At 43.7% G+C, this 22,124-nt stretch carries 25 protein-coding genes and 2 rRNA genes (1 of these 27 only partly in view); 18 read left to right on the top strand and 9 right to left on the bottom strand.

All coding sequences use genetic code 11. The features are described from left to right. Positions 1-233: 233 nt before the first annotated feature. Both ptsG and LC065_RS00215 read left to right on the top strand, forming a co-directional pair. Positions 234-2,270: a glucose-specific PTS transporter subunit IIBC gene (ptsG, locus tag LC065_RS00220; protein WP_226587609.1), complete on the top strand. Its 2,037-nt coding sequence runs from the start codon at positions 234-236 to the stop codon at positions 2,268-2,270. 15 nt (positions 2,271-2,285) lie between these two features. Next, positions 2,286-2,552 (top strand): phosphocarrier protein HPr, encoded by a 267-nt coding sequence (locus LC065_RS00215; protein ID WP_089653809.1) that lies wholly within the window; start codon positions 2,286-2,288, stop codon positions 2,550-2,552. A 159-nt stretch (positions 2,553-2,711) separates the two neighbouring features. Here the strand turns inward: LC065_RS00215 and LC065_RS00210 are convergent, their stop codons facing one another. Further along, positions 2,712-3,371, bottom strand: a complete 660-nt coding sequence (locus LC065_RS00210; protein WP_226587607.1) for an SDR family NAD(P)-dependent oxidoreductase — start codon at positions 3,369-3,371, stop codon at positions 2,712-2,714. Between the two features lie 90 nt (positions 3,372-3,461). Here LC065_RS00210 and LC065_RS00205 point away from each other — a divergent pair, with 90 nt between their 5' ends. Beyond that, positions 3,462-3,797: a YfhH family protein gene (locus tag LC065_RS00205; RefSeq protein ID WP_226587605.1), complete on the top strand. Its 336-nt coding sequence runs from the start codon at positions 3,462-3,464 to the stop codon at positions 3,795-3,797. Between the two features lie 40 nt (positions 3,798-3,837). Here the strand turns inward: LC065_RS00205 and LC065_RS00200 are convergent, their stop codons facing one another. Together LC065_RS00200 and sspK are read right to left on the bottom strand one after the other, a co-directional pair. Continuing rightward, a complete protein-coding gene (locus tag LC065_RS00200) occupies positions 3,838-3,981 on the bottom strand; it encodes a YpzG family protein (RefSeq protein ID WP_226587603.1) in 144 nt (47 codons plus the stop codon). Continuing rightward, positions 3,974-4,147 carry a small, acid-soluble spore protein K gene (gene sspK, locus LC065_RS00195; protein WP_226587601.1) on the bottom strand — a complete coding sequence of 58 codons (174 nt, stop codon included), beginning with the start codon at positions 4,145-4,147 and terminating at the stop codon, positions 3,974-3,976. The genes LC065_RS00200 and sspK overlap by 8 nt, the downstream gene beginning before the upstream one ends. Positions 4,148-4,258: 111 nt before the next feature. Here sspK and LC065_RS00190 point away from each other — a divergent pair, with 111 nt between their 5' ends. Continuing rightward, entirely contained in the window at positions 4,259-4,525 is a 267-nt protein-coding gene (locus LC065_RS00190) for a YfhJ family protein (RefSeq protein ID WP_226587599.1), read from the top strand. A 78-nt stretch (positions 4,526-4,603) separates the two neighbouring features. Here LC065_RS00190 and LC065_RS00185 read toward each other — a convergent pair whose 3' ends face one another. Beyond that, entirely contained in the window at positions 4,604-5,593 is a 990-nt protein-coding gene (locus tag LC065_RS00185; RefSeq protein WP_226587597.1) for a metal-dependent hydrolase, read from the bottom strand. A gap of 64 nt (positions 5,594-5,657) precedes the next feature. On the opposite strand from LC065_RS00185, the gene mutY reads away from it, so the two are divergent. Beyond that, positions 5,658-6,746: an A/G-specific adenine glycosylase gene (gene mutY / locus LC065_RS00180; RefSeq protein WP_226587594.1), complete on the top strand. Its 1,089-nt coding sequence runs from the start codon at positions 5,658-5,660 to the stop codon at positions 6,744-6,746. Here the strand turns inward: mutY and LC065_RS00175 are convergent. Further along, positions 6,736-6,960 carry a cytosolic protein gene (locus LC065_RS00175; RefSeq protein ID WP_226587592.1) on the bottom strand — a complete coding sequence of 75 codons (225 nt, stop codon included), beginning with the start codon at positions 6,958-6,960 and terminating at the stop codon, positions 6,736-6,738. The two genes, mutY and LC065_RS00175, sit on opposite strands and share 11 nt — an antisense overlap. A 265-nt stretch (positions 6,961-7,225) precedes the next feature. On the opposite strand from LC065_RS00175, the gene LC065_RS00170 reads away from it, so the two are divergent. The 5 genes from LC065_RS00170 (at position 7,226) to LC065_RS00150 (ending at position 11,724) form a co-directional block, all read left to right on the top strand. Further along, the gene (locus LC065_RS00170; RefSeq protein WP_306163667.1) at positions 7,226-7,363 is read left to right on the top strand and encodes a hypothetical protein; all 138 of its coding nucleotides are present in this window, start codon (positions 7,226-7,228) and stop codon (positions 7,361-7,363) included. Beyond that, positions 7,338-8,279: a C40 family peptidase gene (locus LC065_RS00165; protein ID WP_306163666.1), complete on the top strand. Its 942-nt coding sequence runs from the start codon at positions 7,338-7,340 to the stop codon at positions 8,277-8,279. The genes LC065_RS00170 and LC065_RS00165 overlap by 26 nt, the downstream gene beginning before the upstream one ends. 110 nt (positions 8,280-8,389) lie before the next feature. Further along, positions 8,390-8,566: a gamma-type small acid-soluble spore protein gene (locus tag LC065_RS00160; RefSeq protein ID WP_089653790.1), complete on the top strand. Its 177-nt coding sequence runs from the start codon at positions 8,390-8,392 to the stop codon at positions 8,564-8,566. Positions 8,567-9,354: 788 nt separating this feature from the next. Further along, complete coding sequence (ntdP, locus tag LC065_RS00155) at positions 9,355-9,882, top strand: nucleoside tri-diphosphate phosphatase (protein ID WP_089653788.1); 528 nt, start codon at positions 9,355-9,357, stop codon at positions 9,880-9,882. A gap of 69 nt (positions 9,883-9,951) precedes the next feature. Continuing rightward, a complete protein-coding gene (locus LC065_RS00150; protein WP_226587588.1) occupies positions 9,952-11,724 on the top strand; it encodes an ABC transporter ATP-binding protein in 1,773 nt (590 codons plus the stop codon). 89 nt (positions 11,725-11,813) lie between these two features. Here the strand turns inward: LC065_RS00150 and LC065_RS00145 are convergent, their stop codons facing one another. The 3 genes from LC065_RS00145 to LC065_RS00135 form a co-directional block, all read right to left on the bottom strand. Continuing rightward, on the bottom strand, positions 11,814-12,881 hold the full coding sequence (locus LC065_RS00145) for an FUSC family protein (protein ID WP_226587586.1): 1,068 nt from the start codon (positions 12,879-12,881) through the stop codon (positions 11,814-11,816). Between the two features lie 334 nt (positions 12,882-13,215). Further along, entirely contained in the window at positions 13,216-14,511 is a 1,296-nt protein-coding gene (locus LC065_RS00140; protein WP_226587584.1) for a glutamate-1-semialdehyde 2,1-aminomutase, read from the bottom strand. 198 nt (positions 14,512-14,709) lie between these two features. Further along, positions 14,710-14,796, bottom strand: a complete 87-nt coding sequence (locus LC065_RS00135) for a YjcZ family sporulation protein (protein ID WP_085030712.1) — start codon at positions 14,794-14,796, stop codon at positions 14,710-14,712. Between the two features lie 187 nt (positions 14,797-14,983). Here LC065_RS00135 and LC065_RS00130 point away from each other — a divergent pair, with 187 nt between their 5' ends. The 5 genes from LC065_RS00130 (at position 14,984) to perR (ending at position 18,089) form a co-directional block, all read left to right on the top strand. Further along, the gene (locus LC065_RS00130) at positions 14,984-15,394 is read left to right on the top strand and encodes a potassium channel family protein (protein ID WP_226587582.1); all 411 of its coding nucleotides are present in this window, start codon (positions 14,984-14,986) and stop codon (positions 15,392-15,394) included. 64 nt (positions 15,395-15,458) lie between these two features. After that, positions 15,459-15,929 carry a thioredoxin-dependent thiol peroxidase gene (bcp, locus tag LC065_RS00125; protein WP_306163665.1) on the top strand — a complete coding sequence of 157 codons (471 nt, stop codon included), beginning with the start codon at positions 15,459-15,461 and terminating at the stop codon, positions 15,927-15,929. Between the two features lie 80 nt (positions 15,930-16,009). After that, positions 16,010-16,963 carry a D-2-hydroxyacid dehydrogenase gene (locus LC065_RS00120; protein WP_226587580.1) on the top strand — a complete coding sequence of 318 codons (954 nt, stop codon included), beginning with the start codon at positions 16,010-16,012 and terminating at the stop codon, positions 16,961-16,963. Positions 16,964-16,965: 2 nt separating this feature from the next. Continuing rightward, positions 16,966-17,523 (top strand): cob(I)yrinic acid a,c-diamide adenosyltransferase, encoded by a 558-nt coding sequence (locus LC065_RS00115; RefSeq protein ID WP_226587578.1) that lies wholly within the window; start codon positions 16,966-16,968, stop codon positions 17,521-17,523. A 122-nt stretch (positions 17,524-17,645) separates the two neighbouring features. Beyond that, a complete protein-coding gene (gene perR, locus LC065_RS00110) occupies positions 17,646-18,089 on the top strand; it encodes a peroxide-responsive transcriptional repressor PerR (protein WP_089653921.1) in 444 nt (147 codons plus the stop codon). A gap of 103 nt (positions 18,090-18,192) precedes the next feature. Here perR and LC065_RS00105 read toward each other — a convergent pair whose 3' ends face one another. Further along, positions 18,193-18,567 (bottom strand): YgzB family protein, encoded by a 375-nt coding sequence (locus LC065_RS00105; protein WP_146818754.1) that lies wholly within the window; start codon positions 18,565-18,567, stop codon positions 18,193-18,195. A gap of 133 nt (positions 18,568-18,700) precedes the next feature. Here LC065_RS00105 and LC065_RS00100 point away from each other — a divergent pair, with 133 nt between their 5' ends. The 3 genes from LC065_RS00100 to LC065_RS00090 all read left to right on the top strand — a co-directional run. Beyond that, a complete protein-coding gene (locus tag LC065_RS00100; protein ID WP_226587576.1) occupies positions 18,701-19,585 on the top strand; it encodes a nucleotidyltransferase-like protein in 885 nt (294 codons plus the stop codon). Between the two features lie 417 nt (positions 19,586-20,002). Next, positions 20,003-21,568: ribosomal RNA gene (locus LC065_RS00095) — 16S ribosomal RNA — on the top strand. 170 nt (positions 21,569-21,738) lie between these two features. Continuing rightward, a 23S ribosomal RNA gene (locus LC065_RS00090) occupies positions 21,739-22,124 on the top strand (it continues 2,524 nt past the right edge of the window). The 16S and 23S rRNA genes sit together here, the layout of an rRNA operon.

Genomic DNA, 22,124 nt, shown 5'->3' with positions numbered 1-22,124 from the left:
AAGGTGAAGTGGTTATCATAGGGGTAGGACTATCCTTATGGAACCTACTCACCTCTTGTGCTCATGCTTTTTTATTGTCCTGCTGAAAATCGCAGGATCAGCTATTATCCATACTCGGCGTCCTCAAATGGACGCTTATCGTTCCCTTTTTGTTGAAAACGTTTTATTTTTCTGACAAATGGATTTTATGGGGCCAGAGGCTAGCGTCACAAAATAAAAAGGAGGAAAACATAATGTTCAAGAATGCTTTCGGCACATTGCAAAAAGTCGGTAAAGCCTTGATGACTCCCGTCGCACTTTTGCCTGCGGCTGGTATTCTTCTAGCTTTTGGTACAAGCTTTGCTCAAGACAACTTTGTTGATAAAGTGCCATTCTTCGGAACACCTTGGGTTCAGACACTGCTGCAAGTAATGGCTGAAGCCGGGGGAATTGTCTTTGCGAATTTACCGTTGCTCTTCGCTGTCGGTGTTGCCATCGGATTAGCGAAAGGAGACGGGGTAGCAGGTCTTGCTGCCATTATTGGTTATTTGATTATGAACGTGGTTATGGGGGTACTTGGAAATGTTGACGCCGACATGACCTCAGATCCTGCCTATGCGGAAGTACTCGGTATACCGACGCTTCAAACAGGAGTGTTTGGTGGTATTATTGTCGGTATTTTGGCAGCTTCGCTGTATAACCGGTTCTTCAATATCGAATTACCGCAATTTCTCGGGTTCTTTGCCGGGAAGCGTTTCGTGCCAATTATCACTGCTTTTACATCCCTTTTCTTAGGGATCATCATGCTTTGGGTTTGGCCATTTGCTCAAACAGGATTGAATGCTCTTTCTCACTTGATGTTGGAAGGAAATCAAACCATTTCCGCTTTCTTCTTCGGTTTAATTGAGCGTTCCTTGATTCCGTTTGGACTGCACCACATTTTCTATTCACCATTCTGGTTTGAATTTGGTTCTTACACCAATGCTGCTGGTGAGGTGATCCGTGGTGACCAGACGATTTTCTTCGAACAGTTGAGAGACGGAGTTGAATTCACTGCAGGAACATTTATGGTTGGTAAATTCCCATTCATGATGTTCGGTCTTCCAGCTGCTGCCCTTGCGATTTATCACACAGCAAAACCTGAACGTAAAAAAGTGGTCGGAGGAATCATGGCTTCTGCAGCCTTGACATCTTTCTTGACAGGGATCACAGAACCAATTGAGTTCTCTTTCCTATTCGTTGCGCCACTATTGTTCGCGATTCATGCTGTATTTGCTGGTTTCTCCTTTATGATTATGGAGATTCTTGGAGTTAAAATTGGACAGACATTCTCTGGTGGTCTGATTGACTTCATTCTATTCGGAGTTCTTCCTAACCGTACCGACTGGTGGTGGGTCATCATCGTTGGTCTCGTATTCTCTGTGGTCTATTACTTCGGATTCCGTTGGGCGATCCTCAAGTTCAACTTGGCAACACCTGGACGTGAAGATGAAGCAGAAGATGCAGAAGAAGACGGCGAAGTCGGAGATCTTCCATTTGAAATTCTTGAAGCAATGGGTGGACAAAAGAACATCGACCACTTGGATGCATGTATCACACGACTACGTGTTTCCGTTAATGATAAAAACGATGTGAACAAAAATCGATTGAAAAAACTTGGCGCTTCCGGTGTAATGGAAGTCGGGAACAACATTCAGGCCATTTTCGGACCTGTATCTGATACCTTGCGTGGCCAAATGCAAGACATCATGGATGGTAAAACACCTAGATCAAGAGAAGATGCATCTGAAATGAAGAACGCTGAAAAAGCTGCAGAAGCACCGGTCACTGAAGGTGAACTGGAATTCGTAAGTCCGATCAAAGGAAAGATCATGCCAATCACTGAAGTTCCGGATCAAGTATTCTCCGGTAAGATGATGGGCGATGGCTTTGCAATTGAGCCGGAAGATGGTAATATTGTTTCACCGATTAATGGTAAAGTCTTAAATGTATTCCCTACAAAACATGCCATTGGCCTTGAAGCTGAGAACGGCATGGAAATCCTGATCCACATCGGAATTGATACGGTCGGATTGAAAGGGGAAGGATTTACAGCGAAGATCTCTGAGGGAGACGAAGTGAAGCAAGGTCAGGCATTGATGGAAGTGGATCTGGATTACGTGAAAGAAAATGCTCCATCCATCGTAACGCCAATTGTCTTTACGAACCTTCAAGAAGGTCAGTCTGTAAATATTAAGGCATCAGGTCAAGTCAATCACAATGATCCAGACATCATTGAAATTACCGAATAAAGAGGAGAGTTAAACATGGCAGAACAAACAATGAAAATTACAGCAGCCGACGGTGTACACGCACGTCCAGCTACAGCACTTGTACAAGTAGCAGGAAAATACCAATCCGATGTAAACATCGAGTACAAAGGTAAATCTGTTAACATGAAGTCCATCATGGGAGTAATGTCCCTTGGAATTCCAAACGGTGCAGAAGTGACGTTCAAAGCAGAAGGTTCTGACGAAGCGGAAGCAGTAGAAGCTGTAGTAGCTAAAGCAAAAGAAGAAGGTCTTGGAGAGTAATTTCTTCGAGCATAAAAAAGGGCTTGCCGTTGAGGCAAGCCCTTTTTGTGTGAATAAACGAGTCGCACTAAAGAGCATGCGAATTTGCACCAATAAAAAGAGTACCGTGCGAAACAACCGCACGATACTTATATGAATTCAAGTTTATCCTTACTACAATTAGCGATCGATGAAGATCTCGTTTCTACCGTCATCCTCTGCAAAGATCTGCTCAGCTACAACTTCTGGACCTTTTAGTCTTTCTGGGTTTCCCACATGGTCCGTTTCGCTCCAGAATGGGGTGTTCATCCCGCCCATATACACGGCGGTCGCGGTCAATGGGGAGTCCTCCCATTCTTTGTGCAGACTCTCGGTAAATCCGCGTACTGCAAACTTACTTGCACAGTATATGCTTTCGTTCTTCTTCCCACGTAGACCAGCGGTTGAGATGATGTTCAATACACGACCTTCTGTCGTTTCTAACATAGGAACGGCAAGCTGAGTGGTCAGAACCGTCCCTTTGACGTTTGTGTTGAGAAGTTGATCTATATTGTCTTCGGTATAGGAGGAAAGCTCTCCGAAATGACCGACCCCAGCGTTGTTGATCAGTACATGTAAGGAATCGATCTGTTTAACAGCTTCTCTGATTGATGATGGCTCCGTCACATCGCAAATAATAACCTCTGCTTTTCCACCTTCGTTTGTGATCTCGTTTTGAGTAATCTGTAGGTGCTCCGCCGTTCTTCCGGAAAGGAAGACCTTATAACCGTTTTTCGCGTAAATCCGAGCAAGAGCACGTCCTAAGCCTGTTCCGGCTCCAGTAATCCAAACATTCTTCATCCTCATCTCTCCTTATCTGTGTTGCTTTATATTCATTGTGAACAAACCCTGCTAGAATGTAAAGAGAGCTCGAATAGAGGAGGTTACAATATGGAAAAAAGATATAGTGAATATACACAAGAAGAGTTACGTTCTGAGATTGCGGAGTTGACGGAAAAAGCTCAAAAGGCGGAACAATTAGGAATGGTAAATGAATTTGCTGTTCATGAACGAAAGATCATTATGGCTAGATCCTACATGATGAATCCAGGTGATTTTAAGGCGGGGGAAACATACGAAGTTGAAAGTGATCCCGAGCATTTGTTTTATATTGAATATATGAACGGTGTGTTTGCCTGGGGATACAGGAAAACTAAACAAGGTGAGAAAGCAAGCGATGAAGAAGAAGCTCTACCCATTTCTATGTTAGGGCAAAAAGTAGCTTAGAAATAAAGGAGCCGGGCACGTTTATACGTGCCCGGTATTTTTAGTTGCGTTTACGCATTTGGATTTCAGTGATTTGGTCTGCTTGCGTTTGTTCTGTTTCCCCATTCACACGGCTGCTCAAATGTTTGATGCTGCGGTGTGAATAGTTGGTAGAGGCTTTCGATTTGAAATTACGTTTACCCATGGTAATTCCTCCCTACGTCGTTGACGTCACGGTGTCTCGATCTAGCCGCTCTTTCTTGAGGTTTACTATTGATCGTACCGTTTGGACGCTTCGCGAGATATTCGCTTTGGTCATCTGGTGCGTGCGTCATTTTTACATTAGGGAAATTCTTTGCCTTATTACGCATCAGTCATCCTCCTCATGAGTCTCTATGGAGAGACAGTATTAGTATGTACCTTCTTAGGGACCGTATGTGTTACAATGGCAGTGTAAACATTGCCAAATATGGAGTGGTCACATGAATGAAATATACCAGCGGTTAGCTGAAAAATTATACGAGAAGAATCCGGAGCTAACAATAGATGAGGCACGGACATGGGTGGAACTTTTATGGGAGGATTTTGAATCAACGCGAGCAAAGGCCGGTCATGACTATCAAGGGAAACAGGTCACAGAACAGATCGTCTTGCAGTGGATTCAACATTATGGCCCGAAGCTTCATGAGTTTGTAGCAACAAATCCCAAATACAAAAAAATGCTTGAGAAAAAAGGGTATCTTCATTAAAAATGCGCATGGTTTAAAAAGGAGCCTCTCATCTTGAGAGACTCCTTCTTTATGTTCTCCTTACACTAACGGTACCTTTCACATCGGGCTTACTTTGTTTTGCAGCTTTTCTTCTGTAAACACCCATCCAGTATAGGAATTGAGAATTTTTAAGTGGTCTCCATGCTCATCGTCAATTTGAGCCAGTGCAACAAACGGGTAACGTCCCCGTGAACGATAACGAAGATCAATGAACCTTACTTCTGTGTACTCATCATAGTAGCTCATCTCGTACCTATACACGGGAGAAAAGGATAAAAAGGCTTTGATGTTATGATCGGTCAAAGCTTTTTGAATGACAGGATCATCATAATCGATCGGTTTATTGGTGAATGTATCAAGGATGGTTAAATGTCCGTTCTCCGCTCTTCCTACGTAATAATGAGTAGGAGTAGTGATCGCAATTCTCCAAACATTCTGCTTCATAGTAGGAGAGGTCGCAATCTGTTTGACGTCCTTGATGTTTTCATGAATCAAACGAACAAGTTCTCTTTTGTCAAAGTACCTTTTTAGGTAATAAAGAGCGATGACAAAATATAAGATCAGCCATAAAGTTCCAGGGTTTGCCCCTAAATTCCACGCGACAATGCCTGCAATGTGCAGGGTGAAAATATACGGGTCGAATGTATTGATAAACCCATAAGCTACCCATCTTTTTGTAATAGGGCGATACGCTTGGGTACCATAAGCATTAAATATATCAACGAACACATGTAGTATGACAGCAAGAAAAGTCCAAAGCCAAAGGTGCACAAAGTTCACCTCAGGAGTGAACATATAAATGATGCTGGGGATGCTGATCCCCCAAAGAATCACAGCAGGAATGGAATGTGTGATGCCCCGGTGGTGCCGGATGTAAACTGCATTATTTCTTAATTTTAGTACCGTGTCTGAATCGGGCGCCTGAGAGCCAATCATTGTTCCGATAAGAACCGCATTAAAAAGCTCGGGGTCTGCATTGACAACGGGATCAAGCGTGGCCAGGCCCCCTAACGCGACGCCCATGACGACATGTGTGCCTGTATCCAAGTTTCATACCTCCTTTGGCAGGTCGGACGTTTCAACAGTAGTTTATCACGAAGGGTGAAGAAAGATGAAAAGAGCTGAAAGAGTTAAACATATTTTAAATAACTTCGACAAGGAATCCTATAGAAAGGACCTCATTCATTGGTTTAAAGAAGAGCAGCGGATTCTCCCATGGCGGGAAAATCAAGATCCTTACCGGGTGTGGGTATCAGAAATTATGCTCCAACAAACACGTGTTGATACGGTCATTCCCTATTTTAATCATTTTATGGATAAGTTTCCTACACCTGACGCTTTAGCTCAGGCAGATGAACAGGAGGTCTTGAAAGCGTGGGAGGGCTTAGGATACTATTCCCGTGCGCGAAATTTGCAAAACGCTGTGAAAGAGGTTGTTTCAGAATACGGGGGAGTTGTTCCAGCTGATGCCGAAGAATTAGGCAGCCTCAAAGGCGTAGGCCCCTATACGCGAGGGGCTATCTTAAGTATTGCCTACGATATACCGGAACCAGCGGTTGATGGGAATGTCATGAGAGTCTTATCAAGAATTCTTCGTGTTGAAGATGACATTAGCAAACAAAGTACGAGGAAGCTTTTTGAAGAGCTTGTGAGTGAATTGATATCTGAAGAGGATCCCTCTTCTTTTAACCAGGGATTGATGGAACTTGGAGCCCTGGTCTGTACACCTAAAACTCCTTCCTGCATGTTGTGTCCCGTACAGGAGCACTGCAGAGCCTTTGATGAAGGAGTGGAAACAGAGCTCCCAGTTAAAGCTTCTAAAAAGAAACAGAAAAAATCGCCATATCTGCTGCTTCTTGTTCAAAATGAAAAGGGAGAGGTCCTGATCGAGCAAAGACCGGACACAGGTCTGCTCGCTTCCTTATGGCAGTACCCAATGGTTCCTCTTGAAGACGTAGGTCAAGAAGCGGTCGAGCATTGGTTTTATGGTGAATATGGTTTGAAAGTAGTGGTGGGGGAATCCGTAGATCGCATCAAGCATGTATTTTCCCATTTGATTTGGGAAATGGAAGTCATCAAGGTTACTGTAAAAGAAGGAACGCTTGACCATGAGCGTGCAAAATTTATTGCACCTGAAGACATGGAAGACTTTCCATTTCCGGTATCCCATCAAAAAGCCCACCCTCATATTAATCGATAACAGGATGAGTGCCGGTGGTCCAAGTAGCTTCTTGCTGCTCCAAGCCACCGCGGCGCTTAATCTCCTCATTGATTTCACGTAATAGGGTAATTCCTTCCGAGTTCAAATACGGAGAAGACTGTGAAAGAGCATAGTGAAAGTAACCAAGCTCTTTTTCCTGCCACTTTTGTTTTGGTTCCATAGATAAAGCGGATAAATCTCGTCCCACATACATTGCATTCCATCCTCCTTCCTAGATACTTTATGTACATCTGACCTCCTCATACATGTAAATAGTCACCTAATGAAACGTAACAAATTTGTAATGTAAATGTAACGTAACTATCTCGACCTTTATGTGACAAGGATTAGACAAAAAACGCCCTCGTTTGCTGAAGTTTTAGACTATTTACAATTCAGTGTCGTTTATGAATAATAAGTAATAGAACATAACGATTATCCATTTTGACTAATACCATACATATGAGAGGGTTTTATAGATGAATAAAACAAAAGTGGTCACCGCTGTCTGTGGGTCTTTGATTGGGGCGTCATTGTGGGGAAGTTCCGTTTTTGCTGATGAATTACATAAGGTGAAATCCGGGGGAAACATTGTGGAGGATCAGCACGAAGTATGATGCCTCCGTATCCGAAATTAAAACATGGAACAAACTTGACTCAAACCTTATCCGTGTAGGACAAACCTTGGTCGTCGAAAAGGAATCTGATTCTGCACGAAAATCACCATCTGAAACGACAGAAACCGTTTCAACCACTACTTATAAAGTGAAGAGCGGAGATTCTCTATGGGCCATTGCTACTCGTTATGGTTTGTCTGTGTCAAAATTGAAAGAATTGAACGATTTGACAAGTGATGTCATTTATTCCGGACAAAATTTAACGGTGACAGGAGAAGCGAATCAAACAAAACCATCCGCTCCTGATCAAAAAGAAACGGCTGATGAACAGAAGTCCGAATCAAAACAAGAAGCCAATGATACATATACTGTAAAGAGTGGAGATTCCCTGTGGTTAATTGCTACGAAATATGGAATGTCTGTCTCTCATCTTAAGAGTCTGAATGACCTATCCAGCAATGTGATTCATTCTGGTCAACAATTAAAAATTTCGGGTGAAGTCACTTCTTCTCCAACACACACTTCTACAAAAAATGATACGGATTCGAGCTCAGGTTTAATAGCCGAGGCGAAAAAGCATATAGGCACACCCTATCACTGGGGAGGTACAAGCCCGGCAGGATTCGATTGCAGTGGTTTCCTTCAATACGTATTTGCTCAAGAGGGGATAAGTATCCCGCGTACAGTAGCATCTATCTATGCGGATAGTAGAATGGATTCTGTAAGTGGTTCAAATCGTCAGGTTGGAGATCTTGTGTTTTTTGAAACCTATAAGCCGGGTGCTTCCCATGCCGGAATTTATGTAGGTAATAACAGTTTCATCCACACGGGGTCTACAAATGGTGTTGAAATTAGTTCATTGTCCAGTAACTACTGGAGTCAACGTTATATCGGTACGAAGAGATTATCCCATTAATTTTTAAAACCGCTCCTATCACAAGGAGCGGTTTTTTATATAAAAATTTTTGTTTTTTGGAATGAAACGACCATCTCCTGTACACAATAATTTTTGCGGAGGTGATAAACATGGCTAAGCAACCGAAACAAAACAAAACAGCAGCTGGTACAGACGTTAACCACGTGAAACAACAAAACCAACAAGCTGCACAAGGGAAATCCCAATACGGCGCTGAATTCGCTCAACAAACTGACGCGCAGCACGTACAGCAGCAGAACCAAAAATCTCAGGCTAAGAAAAAATAACCTGAGTGGTTGGTAGGTTGGCCAGGCTGCTTTTTAGCCTGTATCAATCCCCCGATTGAAGAAGTCGCCCCTTTAGCGGGCGGCTTCTTTTATTTACATACCTTTATAATGTTATTCAACAATATGGCAGTCTTGTGTAAGACTCAGTTTCGAAATGTTTCCGGGGTTCGTTGCTATGTTGGGCGTCAGGGGTGATCGGGAAGCTACTCGCTTTCCTGCGGGGATGACGGCAAGCCTCCTCGTGCTTCGCACTGTGGGGTCTTGCCAGTCCATCCATTCCCGCGGGAGTCTCGCAGCTTCCCAACCACCCCTTTCGGTGTAAGGGAGAAACGAACCCTTGTACCAAATTGGATGGGTCTTTCACTATCCAACTGTTAGAGGTGTAAAGCGAAGTGGATTAAGCTTTAACGTACTGTTGAGGTGTTCTAGTCATCCACCTCCCATAATCATACGAGCTGACCTTTTAGGAGTGTTTTCGAGAATCTTTCATGGCAATGGGGCGGAGGGAAACGGTGAGACTCCTATGGGACGTGTGGGACAGGTGAGACCCCGGAAGGCGTAGCCTGAGGAGGCTCACCGCCCGCCCCATGGAAAGCGAACCTTTTCCCGGAGCCCCTAGAACCACTCAATTGTCTCGAAACTGAGTCTCCACTAACGGGAGCTATTGTGGAAAAAAGGGATGGTTTTGTTCGATAATCCTGTCTCTGGTCCAATTGTTTTCAATCCACTTCATTTGTCGTTATAATAGGTAGAAGGTGATATGGAATAGAAAGGGAAGGGGGGATTGTATGCCCGGCCCAGAAGCAGGTAAACGGATAGAAATCCAGAGCTATAAGCACAATGGGCAGTTACACCGAGTTTGGGACAGTACCACGATATTAAAAGGGACAAGACATGTGATCATCGGAGCCAATGACCGTACGGAAGTAACAGAAAGTGATGGTAGAAGATGGATCACCAGAGAACCGGCCATTTGTTATTTCCACTCTAAATATTGGTTCAACATTATCGGTATGTTAAGGAATGATGGAGTATATTACTACTGCAACATTAGTTCTCCCTTCGTTTATGAAGATGAAACCATAAAATATATTGATTATGACCTGGACGTGAAAATTTTCCCTGATATGACCTATAAAATACTTGATGAAGATGAATATGAAATCCATAAAAAGCGGATGAACTATCCTCATGTGTTGGATCGTATCCTCTATAACAACATCGATATTTTAATCAGGTGGATCCGTCAACGGAAAGGACCGTTTTCTCCGGAATTCATCGATCAGTGGTATGAAAGGTACTTAACGTATAGATAATGACCAATTGCGCACTTATAAAAAGTGCGCTTCGTTGTTGTTTGATAGGTTTAGAAAGAAGGTGTTGTTTTGGACAGTATAAAAAGGTATTTACGATTTGTGCAGCCTTACAAGGGGAAAATCATTCTCACTGTACTTATTGGAATCGTTAAATTCTCTATCCCTTTGTTAATGCCACTCATTATTAAATATGTCATTGATGATATTATCAATGCGGAAGATATGACACAGGCAGAACGACTGGATCAATTGCTTCTCATTTTAGGAGGAGCCTTTCTCATTTTCCTCATTTTGCGACCGCCCATCGAATATATCAGGCAATACTTGGCGCAATGGATTGGGAGTAACATTTTATATGATATTAGAGAGAAGCTTTTCGACCATATCCAACGTTTGAGTTTACGCTTTTATTCTAAAACGAAAACGGGCGAAATCATCTCCCGCGTCATTCATGATGTGGAGCAGACGAAAACATTCGTTATCACAGGCCTTATGAATATTTGGCTCGATATGTTCACCATTGTTATTGCCATCATTATCATGTTGACGATGGATCCTTGGCTTACATTGGTGGCTATTGCTTTGTTCCCTTTTTACGGATTTGCGGTCAAATATTTTTACGCGAGGTTACGAAATCTTACACGCGATCGCTCACAGGCGCTTGCAGAAGTACAAGGTCATTTGCATGAACGGGTACAGGGAGTTCCTGTAACGAGGAGTTTCGCTTTGGAGGATCATGAACAAGAACAATTTGATGTGAAGAATAAGAACTTCCTGGATAAAGCGATCACTCATACCAACTGGAACGCTTACACCTACTCTGTAACGAATACGATTACAGATCTTGCTCCATTGTTAGTCATTGCTTTTGCGGGGTATCAAGTCATCACAGGTTCTCTAACCGTCGGTACAATGGTTGCGTTTGTCGGATATATGGATCGTGTATATAATCCGCTTCGGCGCCTCGTCAATTCAGCGACAGTGCTTACGCAATCCATCGCCTCCATGGATCGTGTTTTTGAATTTGTGGATGAAAAATATGACATTGTCGATAAACCGGGGGCGAAGAAAATGGAACACGTGAGAGGCGATGTCAAAGTAGAGGATGTCTCCTTTCGATATGATGAAGAAGATCCGCTCGTCCTTAAAAATGTCAGCCTAGACATTAATCAAGGAGAAACCATCGCTTTTGTCGGCATGAGTGGGGGAGGAAAGTCGACCCTGATTAGTTTGATCCCTCGATTCTACGATGTCACTTCAGGTTCAATATCTATTGATGGAACAGATATTAGAGATTTTGAAGCCAGGTCTCTCAGGGATAACATTGGCATGGTGCTTCAGGACAATATCCTCTTTAGTGAATCGATCGCGATGAATATACGAATGGGTAATCCGGATGCCACGGATGAACAGATGGTTGAGGCTGCGAAAGCGGCGAATGCCCATGATTTTATCATGAATCTTCCGAACGGCTACGATACGTTGGTCGGTGAAAGAGGTGTGAAGTTATCGGGGGGTCAAAAACAAAGGGTGGCAATCGCACGGGTATTCTTGAAAAACCCACCGCTACTCGTTTTAGATGAAGCGACTTCTGCTCTTGATTTGGAAAGTGAGCACCTCATTCAAAATGCTCTTGAACGTTTAGCTTCTGAACGGACAACGTTTATTGTTGCCCATCGCCTTTCTACCATCACCCATGCGGACCGGATTGTCCACATCGAGAATGGTGAAATTGTAGAAGTCGGCTCCCACCAGGAGTTGATGAAGAAACAAGGCCATTATTACGACCTGTACCAAGTGCAGGAGCTGGATGATCATAAAGAAGAATATATGGGAACGTAATGATAAGCTCAAGGTTTAAAACCTTGAGCTATTTTTATTATGGGAGATAAAAGAAGCCGAGTATGTCAGACATACTCGGCTTTGGATTTTTATTTTTCTGATGTCTGGATAAAGTCATCCTGATGGTGTGCCTGGTAACTTTTGAGTAACTTCTTGAGTCGCTCCAACTGGTAGTGGTACTCCATCAATTGCGAGGCGAGGGGAAGGAAAACCAGCTTATCAGGATTATTGCTTTTTTCATAAACGCTCATCAGTCGTTCAACGAGCATAGGGATGTCGGGTTCTTCAATCCGTCTTAATGATTGTTTATGCGTGTTTTTAATGCGGCCTTTAAGACTCAGAATTAATTTCTCATGTGCGTTGATCAGTTTATCCAGTTCTTGTACAACAGCATCTTGAAACGGTTCTGGAATTTGTTCAATTTTGTGTTCCAACCTGTAAAAAGCTTTCAGGACATCGAAAGATTTTTTTGTCGTTGTAATCAATTGACGGAAAAGCACCATTTTTCTCCCTTTAGAGAAATGACTCCCTTTGAAATAAGTTCTTTCTTCTGAGTAGAGAAGATAGGTATGGTCAACCCAACGCATATCATCCTGAATTCTGGTGATTTCATATTTAAGAGCTGGTTCATCAGATAAATTCCTTGTCGTCACTCTCAGCCATTGCAAAATATCATTGGTAGCACGGTCAATTTTCGTGAACAGCCTTGTTTCGTATCGTGGTGGAAGAAAGACAAGGTTGACGATAAATGCCGCAAGGATCCCGAGAAGCATGGAAGTGAACCTGGAACCTGCGAAGTATAAAAAGGTTTGGTCCGTCGAGTCCATTAGGGCAATGACAGCAACAACCGCTAGAGCAATCGTGTTTTCGTTCATTTTCAATGTCGTTGTCAATCCAATGACAAGGATGATTGCAAACCCTACGATGAACGGGTCGTTGCCGAGAGTAAAGACGGCAACAATAGCAATCAACGCACCGATTATGTTTCCTTGTACTTGCTCGATGATGGATTGATAGGATCGATAAATGGAAGGTTGAATGGAAAAGACGACAGCGATCGCAGCGAGTAGAGGGGACACGAAACCGATCAAATGCCCAATATAAAGGGCAATCCCTACAGCTAACCCTGTCTTCATCATACGTGCGCCTAATTTCATGGAAGACATCATCCTTTAAACGTAAAAATATCTTATGAACGAAAAATCGCTTATAAGAGACTCTCATAATGAAAAGTCGGATGCTCCCATTATACATCATTTCATAAGGAGGAAAACAAAAGAAAAAGCTTATGCGCGATCCGCATAAGCCAAAGGGGAACCAGCCTAAGCTGGAACCTATGAAAAGGGAAAGAAATGAAACAAAGATCATAATTCGTGGGAATATTCAGAATTATGTATATATAATAGCATGAAGATTTCATATAATCAACAAAATATTCAGAAAAAACAGCGAAAAAATCTCCCCTGGTTATGTGGACAGGGGAGAGGAAGATTAGTCATTGGCCATGGTCCGGAAGGTTTTCTCGACGGCTTTTAATGTTTGATCGATATCTTCATCTGTATGTGCGGTGGTCAGGAACCATGCTTCATATTTCGATGGAGCGAGATTGATTCCTTCAGCGAGCATAAGTTTGAAGAAGCGGGCGAATTGATCACCATCCGTATTCTCTGCCTGCTCATAATTTTCGACTTTTTCATCCGTGAAATATACGGTTAAAGCACCTTTCAATCGATTGATCTGAATTTGTACGCCGTGATCTTCGGCATGTGCTAGAATACCTTTTTCCAATCGTGCGCCGAGCCTGTCCATTTCTTCATATACTCCATCTTCCTGGAGTACCTCGAGACAAGCAATTCCAGCAGACATGGAAGCAGGATTCCCTGCCATCGTCCCCGCCTGATAGGCTGGTCCCAATGGAGCGACTTGTTCCATAATGTCTGCACGGCCACCGTAAGCACCAATCGGAAGTCCGCCACCGATGATTTTGCCCATTGCTGTCATGTCAGGTTCTATATCTAACAATTGCTGAGCACTTCCGTATGTAAAACGAAAAGCGGTAATGACTTCATCATAAATAACGAGAGCTCCGGCATCGTGAGTCAGTTTATTCACTTCGTGCAGGAAACCAGGTTTAGGTTCTACGATTCCGAAGTTTCCTACAATGGGTTCAACAAGAACACCTGCAATTTGGTCACCGAATTTTTCAATCGCTTGTTTGAAGGGCTCGATATCATTAAAAGGAACCGTGATGACATCCTGGGCAATCGATGCAGGTACACCTGCGGAATCCGGTGTCCCTAAAGTCGATGGGCCAGAGCCTGCAGCTACGAGGACTAAATCAGAGTGACCGTGATAACACCCGGCGAATTTAATGATTTTGTTTCTTCCGGTATAGGCACGGGCAACTCGTATGGTTGTCATGACTGCTTCAGTACCGGAATTGACGAACCTTACTTTATCCAGTGAAGGAATGGCTTCTTTGAGCATTTTAGCAAAGCGGTTTTCGAGGACGGTCGGGGTTCCGTAAAGCACACCATTCTGCGCAGCTTTGGTTATGGCTTCTGTGATATGCGTGTGAGCATGTCCCGTAATAATAGGTCCATATGCACCTAAGTAATCGATATATTCATTTCCATCGACATCATAGAAACGGGACCCTTCAGCACGGTCCATATAAACAGGGGTTCCGCCCCCTACGCCTTTATACGCGCGGGATGGAGAGTTGACGCCCCCGACGATATGTTCTTTTGCTTCATTATATAAATGTTCCGACTTATTGAAATTCATCATTTACCTCCTAAACAATCCTTTTCACAGATTATTGTAGCATGCTTGTCCATCATGTATCACAAAGGTGCTTCCCGGATCATGGACCCGGAAAGCATTCTTTGAAAGGTTCCTTCACTCTAGAGCGTTGAAACAGTAGTCCGATCGATTACGAGGAAAGTTACACTGAGCGCACATGGGGCTCAGTGCGAGCTGTTCTTAGTATAGGAATGCTGCACCAACGATGATTAGAAGGATGAAAAGAACAACGATTAGCGCAAAGCCTCCGCCATATCCGTAACCCATTCACAATTCCCCCTTTCCATTGTTTACTGTATCTTATGCAGACTTTCATTCGCGGGCTGTGCGTTCGCCCGGTTTTGTCTGAAAAATGGACCATCAACCAGTTCGGCTAAGAGGCAGGGCATAAAAGACCCTTTGCATTCATATGAACAAGTAGGGCTTGTTTACTCGTTTTAAAAGGGGCATATCTATGATTACGATCATTATTTCTACTCTTTCCCTCGCATTGATTGGAGTGAGTCTAAGACAAATCTTTCACTCCCTTGAATTCGAACACAAAATATTCTCTGTTCAACTCTTTGTGTCCGTTATGATGTTATATACGATTGTCATGGTTGGCTTTGGGATTATCTATGCTGCGCTGATCCTTCAAGGGTTAGAAGTGTACAGGGCCGACGCTCCATTCATACAGGAGAACTGGACGCAGGAGATGATAAGGAGTGTGTACTTCAGCGGTGTGACTTTATTTACTGTCGGCTATGGTGATTTGACACCAGTAGGGATTGGGAAATGGATTGCAATTTCCGAGGCGATGGTGGGGTATACACTACCGGCTGCACTAGTTGCGAAAGTTTGGTTGAAGCATAAAGAGGAACGCTGAAGTTGGAAGTTTGTCTATTTTTAAGGTAACCTAAGTGGTAGAAACCATTTAGGAGGGTCTTATCATGACAGTTGAAAAAGGAAAACAAGTACAAGACTTCACACTACCAGCAAACAGCGGGGAATCCGTATCTCTTTCTGATTATAAAGGGAAGAACGTCGTCCTTTATTTTTACCCTAAAGACATGACTCCTAGTTGCACGACGGAGGCTTGTGATTTCCGTGATCATCACGAAAGCTTTGAAGATCTCGATGCTGTTATCTTAGGTGTCAGCCCTGATCCAGTCGAATCCCATGAAAAATTCATCAACAAGCATGATCTGCCATTCCTTCTGCTTGCTGATGAGGATCATCAAGTGGCTGAACAGTTTGGTGTCTGGAAGCTGAAGAAGAATTTCGGAAAAGAATATTATGGCATCGAACGTTCCACCTTTATCATCGACAAAGAAGGTAAACTTGCAGAAGAGTACCGAAAAGTTAAGGTTCAAGGACACGTCGAATCAGCTTTAGAGTATATCAGAGAAAACCTATCGTAAAATCAACCGAACCATAGTCTACAAGTGACTATGGTTTCTTTATCGTCTAATATAGAAGAAAAGGGGAAGGAGTTGATTTCGTGAAGATTGTTTCTGCCATAAAAAGAGTCCCAGATGAAATCCAACTGAGGCTTCAAACACGTTTTCCTGAGGCTGCTTTCATTTTTTGTCATGGAATGGGGGAAGCGAAATATTATCTTGAGGAAGCGGATGTCTTCATTACATATGGAGAAGACTTGGACAGAGAAAAGATTCAGTCAGCTAAGAAACTGAAATGGATTATGGTCTTATCTGCAGGAATGGACAGAATGCCTTTTGATGAAATTGCCAAAAGAGACATTCTCGTGACGAATGTAAGGGGCATTCATGCACAACCTATGGCAGAGTACGCGATTTCCATGTTGCTGCAAGTTTCTCGTAAAGCGAAGACCCTCATACAACAAGAAGTGAAAGCAGAATGGAGCCGCCGCCCTGTAATGAGTGAAATAAGCGGGCGCACGATGATTCTTCTTGGAACGGGAGCCATTCAGCAAGAAGTTGCCCGTTTAGCAAAAGCCTTTCAGATGAAAACGATCGGTGTATCGAAGTCAGGGAAAAAGAAACTGCATTTCGACCAGACTTTCCCGGTGCAACAATTGGAACTGGTACTTCCTCTTGCTGATTTCGTTGTGGCGGCGCTTCCGAGTACTCCCGGCACTAGATATTTACTAGAGGAGAAACACTTTAAGGAAATGCCTAAGCGCTCTATTTTTCTAAATATGGGAAGAGGGGACTTAGTTTCAACGGAAGTGATTCTAAATGCGGTGCGTCAAAAAGAAATTTCGCACGCTGTGCTTGATGTCTTTGAGGAGGAACCCTTACCTGAAGACCACCCGCTGTGGCGGGAAGAAAATGTAACGGTAACACCGCACTTATCAGGCATCTCTCCTCAGTATGTTCCGAGAGGGTTTGATCTCTTTGAAAAGAATCTTTCTGTCTTTATAAGTGGAGAAGGGGAATTAAGAAATATTATTGATCCAAAACGGGGGTATTAAGGATGAGGATTTACACACGTTCAGGTGATAAAGGGAAAACTTCTTTAATATATGGTCAACGCGTAGCTAAAAATGATATCCGAGTAGAAGCTTATGGCACATGTGATGAAGCGAACTCAATGATCGGCCTTGCTCTCAGCCACTTGAATCATGAAGATTGGACGGATAAGGAAGCCTTTATGCTAACCTTTCAGAAAATCCAGACGATCTTGTTTCATGTCGGAGCAGAACTGGCTACACCTAAAGGGAAAGATGTCATGTGGAAACTGAAAAAGGACCATATTGATGAGTTGGAAAAACAAATTGATGAATGGGATCAGTCACTTGAACCTTTGAAGAATTTCATATTACCTTCCGGGCATCAGGCATCTGCTGCTCTTCACCTTGCTCGTACGGTGGTTCGCCGGGCAGAAAGGATAACAGTGGCTTTAGAAGACGAATTGGATAACCAGTTAGTCGTGTCCTATTTGAATCGACTGTCAGATTTTCTCTTCGTAGCGGCTCGTTATGTGAATCATCAACTTGGAGGAACAGAGACACCTCTAGATCCCGATGTATGAGAGACCAACTTTTTGAGCGGTGCTTTATATTGACAATTCCTTGATGGAAAGGTTACACTAATTGTAAGGATTCTAATTTAATAATATTATAAATCAAGAATCAGTTTATGAAAGCGAGGTGCATGACCGTGTCAGACCATCGACTCCAAGATGCCATTGATACACTGAAAGGCTCTGGTGTACGAATTACTCCACAGCGTCATGCGGTGCTTGAATACCTGCTGAATTCTATGACTCACCCAACAGCTGATGAAATTTATAAAGCTTTAGAAAGTAAATTTCCGAATATGAGTGTAGCCACGGTTTATAACAATCTCCGTGTATTCAGAGAAATTGGACTCGTACGGGAGCTTACTTACGGTGATTCTTCAAGCCGCTTTGATTGTAATACAAGCGATCACTATCACGCGATTTGCGAATCATGCGGTAAAATCGTTGACTTCCACTATCCAAGTTTGAACGAAGTGGAATCATTAGCTGAACAGGTGACTGGATTTAATGTAAGTCATCATCGCATGGAAGTCTATGGAACGTGCACAGAATGCCAATCGAATAACGCTCACTAAAACTGGAAGCGCTAGGCTTTCAGTTTTTTATTGTTGAACAATAAAAGAAAAGCTCCACTGCATTTGCAGTGGAGCTTTTTGATTGAAGTCGCTTATCCGTTCATTATTGCTGGCCTTGCGTTTCCTTCTGATACCGTTTTTTATTGTATTTCTCATCAAAATCTTTTCCTTCTAAAGACTTGTCCATCGTCAGAGGCTGATCGCAATGCATGCAAGCATCCACGCGTCCTAACATCTTGGTCGGTTTTTCACAGGATGGACAAACGATCTGTATGGTTTTCGTTGAAAGCATTCCGATCCAGAAGTAAACGACTGTACTGAGACCGACGAAACCCACGCCCAATATCATGAATGTAGCCATTGCCCACATCGTATCTTTGAATAACAACCCGATGTACATTACGCCTATGCCAAGGAAAATCAGCCAGAAAGCAAAGGAACGAATCTTGTTGATTTTGCTACTGTATTTTAACGCCACTCAGGGTCCCTCCTTACTATCTACCACGTAGTATAGCATATTTTCTTTAGGCAAATATAATAGGAAAAAAGGATTTTGCCTAAACATAGCGAATAAACACAAAGAAAGGGAAATTGAATGTGGGGGAAAGAATATGGAAGATCTATTACGCCCGATTTACCAAGAAAAAGCCAGTCAAAGTAATACACTGGGTATTCTTATATTAGAAAAGAAGAAACCGATTAGTCCTGTAACAGATAATTTTGATGTCATTCTATTCATTATTGTCCGGGACGCGGAGGAATTATGGTATGTAAAACATTATGAATTTGAAAATAAATCAGCAGCGATGCATATAGTGGATGAAAAGCTTCTCCAGCATTGGATCGATACAAGTTCATATCGTCGAGCTGTAGAATGGGTCATTAATGGCAACATCATTTTTGAAAGAAATGAGTATCTAACGAACCTGAAGGAACATTTGCGGGAGTTCCCACAACAAACCCGTAACTTAAAGAAGGCGATAGAATTTGCTAAGTTGATTCGTAGCTACAGCGAATCAAAAGATTTGTATGATTCCAAGCAGTATCTAGATTCTTATAGTCGCATGGTTAACTCTCTCCATTATCTAGCTCGGTTATCCATTATCGAAAAAGGGTTCCATCCAGAAGTGACGGTATGGAACCAGGTGAAGCGGATTGAACCTGAAATTTATAAACTTTACCAGGAACTTATTGAAAGTGGTGAACCGACAGAAAAAAGAATACAGCTGATGATCCTAGCTGTTGAACACTCAATTAGTAAAAGGTCCAGAGCGAGTGCACAACATTTACTGCAGCTTATGAGTGAAAGAGAAGAGCCTTGGTCATTTGGAGAACTGAAAGTGCATCCTGAAATTCAAGAATACATCTTGGACTTATCCTCAATGATTGAATATCTTGTAGATCATGATGTCATTGAAGTTGTACCTCAAGATACAAAAGGACCGCAAATATTCCATAGACGATACAAGCCTGTCGACAAATATGTAGATCAGTGAAAAGACCCCTCTTCTGAGTTTGAAACAGGAGAGGGGACCTTTTTTATAAAAAGTTATTGACGGGATAATTCACACCGTGCTATATTAATAAGCGTCGCATTAAGAGAGCGGCAACGAGCTAAACAAAAACATGAAAAAAGTTGTTGACACAAAACAACTGACATGATAAATTATTACTTGTCGCATTAAAAGAGCGGCAAGCCGCGAACGGCTCACAGAAAAATAAATCGCAAAAAAGTTGTTGACACAAACAACTGAACGCGATATACTGATTGAGTCGCTGTTTTTAAGCGGAAGACGAAACATTTGATCTTTGAAAACTGAACGAATCAACCAGTACGTCAAAACATTTCTTCTTTATAGAAGAGATTTGAAACAAGCACATTCGGTGTGCAAATGAGCAAGTCAAACTTAACTTTTATGGAGAGTTTGATCCTGGCTCAGGACGAACGCTGGCGGCGTGCCTAATACATGCAAGTCGAGCGCGGGAAGCGAGTGGATCCCTTCGGGGTGAAGCTCGTGGAACGAGCGGCGGACGGGTGAGTAACACGTGGGCAACCTGCCTGTAAGATCGGAATAACCCCGGGAAACCGGGGCTAATGCCGGGTAATACTTTCTTTCGCATGAAGGAAAGTTGAAAGATGGCTTCTTGCTATCACTTACAGATGGGCCCGCGGCGCATTAGCTAGTTGGTGAGGTAACGGCTCACCAAGGCGACGATGCGTAGCCGACCTGAGAGGGTGATCGGCCACACTGGGACTGAGACACGGCCCAGACTCCTACGGGAGGCAGCAGTAGGGAATCTTCCGCAATGGACGAAAGTCTGACGGAGCAACGCCGCGTGAACGATGAAGGTCTTCGGATCGTAAAGTTCTGTTGTTAGGGAAGAACAAGTACCGTGCGAATAGAGCGGTACCTTGACGGTACCTAACGAGGAAGCCCCGGCTAACTACGTGCCAGCAGCCGCGGTAATACGTAGGGGGCAAGCGTTGTCCGGAATTATTGGGCGTAAAGCGCGCGCAGGCGGTTCCTTAAGTCTGATGTGAAAGCCCACGGCTCAACCGTGGAGGGTCATTGGAAACTGGGGAACTTGAGGACAGAAGAGGAGAGTGGAATTCCACGTGTAGCGGTGAAATGCGTAGATATGTGGAGGAACACCAGTGGCGAAGGCGACTCTCTGGTCTGTTTCTGACGCTGAGGTGCGAAAGCGTGGGTAGCAAACAGGATTAGATACCCTAGGTAGTCCACGCCGTAAACGATGAGTGCTAGGTGTTAGGGGGCTTCCACCCCTTAGTGCTGAAGTTAACGCATTAAGCACTCCGCCTGGGGAGTACGGCCGCAAGGCTGAAACTCAAAGGAATTGACGGGGGCCCGCACAAGCGGTGGAGCATGTGGTTTAATTCGAAGCAACGCGAAGAACCTTACCAGGTCTTGACATCCTTGGACAACCCTAGAGATAGGGCTTTCCCTTCGGGGACCAAGTGACAGGTGGTGCATGGTTGTCGTCAGCTCGTGTCGTGAGATGTTGGGTTAAGTCCCGCAACGAGCGCAACCCCTAATCTTAGTTGCCAGCATTTAGTTGGGCACTCTAAGGTGACTGCCGGTGACAAACCGGAGGAAGGCGGGGATGACGTCAAATCATCATGCCCCTTATGACCTGGGCTACACACGTGCTACAATGGATGGTACAAAGGGCAGCGAAGCCGCGAGGTGTAGCAAATCCCATAAAACCATTCTCAGTTCGGATTGCAGGCTGCAACTCGCCTGCATGAAGCCGGAATCGCTAGTAATCGCGGATCAGCATGCCGCGGTGAATACGTTCCCGGGCCTTGTACACACCGCCCGTCACACCACGAGAGTTGGCAACACCCGAAGTCGGTGAGGTAACCTTTTTGGAGCCAGCCGCCGAAGGTGGGGCCAATGATTGGGGTGAAGTCGTAACAAGGTAGCCGTATCGGAAGGTGCGGCTGGATCACCTCCTTTCTAAGGATATAACGGAAACGTACTGTGTTGGTTGTTCAGTTTTGAGAGATCAAACGATCTTTCAACTTGTGAACCTTGAAAACTGGATAAGGAATCATTGTTTCATCTAACGATGAGGCAATTGATGACAAGACATCTAATTGAAATTGTAAACGTCTTTTCACGAAGATAGTTAAGTGAATAAGGGCGCACGGTGGATGCCTTGGTACTAGGAGCCGATGAAGGACGGGACTAACACCGATATGCTCCGGCGAGCCGTAAGTAGGCTTTGACCCGGAGATTTCCGAATGGGGAAACCCACTGTTCGTAATGGAACAGTATCCTATACTGAATACATAGGTATAGGCAGGCACACCCGGGGAACTGAAACATCTAAGTACCCGGAGGAAGAGAAAGCAAACGCGATTTCCCAAGTAGCGGCGAGCGAAACGGAATCAGCCCAAACCAGAAAGCTTGCTTTCTGGGGTTGTAGGACACTCCATTGGAGTTACCAAAGAGGAAGATAGGCGAATCGATCTGGAAAGGTCAGCCAGAGCAGGTAACAGCCCTGTAGTCG

This window comes from Halobacillus litoralis (assembly GCF_020524085.2).
Taxonomy (GTDB): domain Bacteria; phylum Bacillota; class Bacilli; order Bacillales; family Halobacillaceae; genus Halobacillus; species Halobacillus litoralis_E.
The sequence above is the reverse complement of the archived record's forward strand: the minus strand, read 5'-3'. Positions and strand labels throughout refer to the sequence as shown.

Excerpts from the sequence above, each read along its gene's own strand:
- ptsG (WP_226587609.1), top strand. The coding sequence starts at position 234 with ATGTTCAAGAATGCTTTCGGCACATTGCAAAAAGTCGGTAAAGCCTTG.
- LC065_RS00215 (WP_089653809.1), top strand. The coding sequence starts at position 2,286 with ATGGCAGAACAAACAATGAAAATTACAGCAGCCGACGGTGTACACGCA.
- LC065_RS00210 (WP_226587607.1), bottom strand. The coding sequence starts at position 3,371 with ATGAAGAATGTTTGGATTACTGGAGCCGGAACAGGCTTAGGACGTGCT.
- LC065_RS00205 (WP_226587605.1), top strand. The coding sequence starts at position 3,462 with ATGGAAAAAAGATATAGTGAATATACACAAGAAGAGTTACGTTCTGAG.
- LC065_RS00200 (WP_226587603.1), bottom strand. The coding sequence starts at position 3,981 with ATGGGTAAACGTAATTTCAAATCGAAAGCCTCTACCAACTATTCACAC.
- sspK (WP_226587601.1), bottom strand. The coding sequence starts at position 4,147 with ATGCGTAATAAGGCAAAGAATTTCCCTAATGTAAAAATGACGCACGCA.
- LC065_RS00190 (WP_226587599.1), top strand. The coding sequence starts at position 4,259 with ATGAATGAAATATACCAGCGGTTAGCTGAAAAATTATACGAGAAGAAT.
- mutY (WP_226587594.1), top strand. The coding sequence starts at position 5,658 with ATGAAAAGAGCTGAAAGAGTTAAACATATTTTAAATAACTTCGACAAG.
- LC065_RS00175 (WP_226587592.1), bottom strand. The coding sequence starts at position 6,960 with ATGTATGTGGGACGAGATTTATCCGCTTTATCTATGGAACCAAAACAA.
- LC065_RS00170 (WP_306163667.1), top strand. The coding sequence starts at position 7,226 with ATGAATAAAACAAAAGTGGTCACCGCTGTCTGTGGGTCTTTGATTGGG.
- LC065_RS00160 (WP_089653790.1), top strand. The coding sequence starts at position 8,390 with ATGGCTAAGCAACCGAAACAAAACAAAACAGCAGCTGGTACAGACGTT.
- ntdP (WP_089653788.1), top strand. The coding sequence starts at position 9,355 with ATGCCCGGCCCAGAAGCAGGTAAACGGATAGAAATCCAGAGCTATAAG.
- LC065_RS00145 (WP_226587586.1), bottom strand. The coding sequence starts at position 12,881 with ATGAAATTAGGCGCACGTATGATGAAGACAGGGTTAGCTGTAGGGATT.
- LC065_RS00140 (WP_226587584.1), bottom strand. The coding sequence starts at position 14,511 with ATGAATTTCAATAAGTCGGAACATTTATATAATGAAGCAAAAGAACAT.
- LC065_RS00135 (WP_085030712.1), bottom strand. The coding sequence starts at position 14,796 with ATGGGTTACGGATATGGCGGAGGCTTTGCGCTAATCGTTGTTCTTTTC.
- LC065_RS00130 (WP_226587582.1), top strand. The coding sequence starts at position 14,984 with ATGATTACGATCATTATTTCTACTCTTTCCCTCGCATTGATTGGAGTG.
- bcp (WP_306163665.1), top strand. The coding sequence starts at position 15,459 with ATGACAGTTGAAAAAGGAAAACAAGTACAAGACTTCACACTACCAGCA.
- LC065_RS00115 (WP_226587578.1), top strand. The coding sequence starts at position 16,966 with ATGAGGATTTACACACGTTCAGGTGATAAAGGGAAAACTTCTTTAATA.
- perR (WP_089653921.1), top strand. The coding sequence starts at position 17,646 with ATGACCGTGTCAGACCATCGACTCCAAGATGCCATTGATACACTGAAA.
- LC065_RS00100 (WP_226587576.1), top strand. The coding sequence starts at position 18,701 with ATGGAAGATCTATTACGCCCGATTTACCAAGAAAAAGCCAGTCAAAGT.